Below are 1,840 nucleotides of genomic sequence, written 5' to 3'. Positions count from 1 at the left end.
TGTTACCAACGGTGCAAAACTGATCCACCCCAACGGTTGAAAACTGATCCAGGGGTTAATCTGCTCCTCTGAATACAGGGGAGCTTATGATCACTTTTGAGATTCGTATGGAAATTAAAGTCTTGCACAAGCGGGGAATGAGTATCCGGGCCATCGCCAGAGAACTGGGTATTTCGCGCAATACTGTCCGCAGCCACCTGAAAGCCAAATCTGAAAAGCCGCAGTATTCACCACGCCCGGCATCATCATCACTGCTTGATGAATATCGCGATTATATCTGTAAGCGGATCAGCGACGCGCATCCCTACAAAATCCCGGCTACCGTTATTGCCAGGGAAATCATGGAGCTGGGCTATCGTGGAGGCCTGACTATTTTGAGGGAGTTCATCCGTTCGCAGACGCTCCCCGTACAGGCAGAGCCGGTCGTTCGCTTCGAAACCGAGCCCGGTCGGCAGATGCAGGTTGACTGGGGGACCATGCGAAACGGCAAGTCCCCCCTGCATGTGTTCGTTGCTGTTCTGGGGTACAGCAGAATGCTTTACATCGAGTTCACCGACAACATGCGCTACGACACGCTGGAATCCTGTCACCGCAATACGTTCATCTTCTTCGGCGGTGTACCGCGGGAAGTTCTGTACGACAATATGAAAACGGTGGTGCTCCAGCGAGATGCTTACCAGACAGGACAGCACCGGTTCCATCCTTCCCTGTGGCAGTTCGGCAAAGAGATGGGCTTCTCTCCCCGGCTGTGTCGCCCCTTCAGGGCACAGACTAAAGGTAAGGTGGAGCGAATGGTGCAGTACACCCGCAACAGCTTCTACATCCCGTTAATGACGCGCCTGCGCCCGATGGGGATCACCGTCGATGTTGAAACCGCAAACCGTTACGGCCTGCGCTGGCTGTACGATGTGGCGAATCAACGGAAGCATGAAACTATCCAGACCCGCCCCTGTGATCGCTGGATGGAGGAACAGCAATCCATGCTGGCACTGCCACCGGAGAAAAAACAGTATGACGTGCAGGTTGACGAAAGCCTGGTGACCTTCGACAGGCAGCCGTTGCATCATCCGCTGTCCATCTATGACACGTTCTGCAGAGGAGCCGCATGATGGTCGAACTACAACATCAACGGCTGATGGTGCTTGCTGAACAGCTCCAGCTGGACAGCCTTATCGGCGCGGCGCGGCGCCGGCGCTGTCGCAACAGGCCGTGGAGCAGGAATGGAGCTACATGGACTTCCTGGAGCACCTGTTACATGAGGAGAAACTGGCCCGTCATCAGCGTAAACAGGCGATGTACACGCGGATGGCAGCCTTCCCGGCGGTGAAGACGTTCGAAGAATACGACTTCACCTTCGCCACCGGTGCCCCACAGAAGCAAATCCAGTCGCTGCGTTCCCTGAGCTTCATCGAACGTAACGAAAACATCGTGTTGTTAGGCCCCTCGGGCGTGGGAAAAACACATCTGGCGATAGCCATGGGCTACGAGGCAGTACGGGCGGGCATCAAGGTTCGCTTCACAACAGCAGCGGACCTGCTGTTGCAGCTGTCAACTTCCCAGCGTCAGGGGCGTTACAAAACGACACTCAATCGCGGTGTCATGGCCCCAAAACTGCTTATCATCGACGAAATAGGCTATCTGCCGTTCAGTCAGGAGGAAGCCAGGCTGTTCTTCCAGGTCATCGCCAAACGTTACGAAAAGAGCGCGATGATCCTGACCTCTAACCTGCCGTTCGGGCAGTGGGACCAGACGTTCGCCGGGGATGCAGCCCTGACATCGGCGATGCTGGACCGAATCTTACATCACTCACACGTAGTCCAGATAAAAGGAGAGAGCTATC

Annotated in this window: 1 protein-coding gene and 1 pseudogene; both read left to right on the top strand. The window is 55.3% G+C overall.

Annotation, left to right across the window (positions count from 1 at the left end):
- Positions 1 to 86 precede the first annotated feature (86 nt).
- On the top strand, positions 87 to 1,109 hold the full coding sequence (istA, locus tag BL249_RS06710) for an IS21 family transposase (protein WP_099707653.1): 1,023 nt from the start codon (positions 87 to 89) through the stop codon (positions 1,107 to 1,109).
- A pseudogene (gene istB / locus BL249_RS06705) lies at positions 1,106 to 1,840 on the top strand (IS21-like element ISSen3 family helper ATPase IstB); the annotation flags it as partial. The gene istA and the pseudogene istB, both read left to right, overlap by 4 nt.

The organism is Erwinia sp. OLFS4, from assembly GCF_002752165.1.
Taxonomy (GTDB): Bacteria; Pseudomonadota; Gammaproteobacteria; order Enterobacterales; family Enterobacteriaceae; genus Izhakiella.
This window is presented reverse-complemented; position numbering and strand designations above follow the sequence as displayed.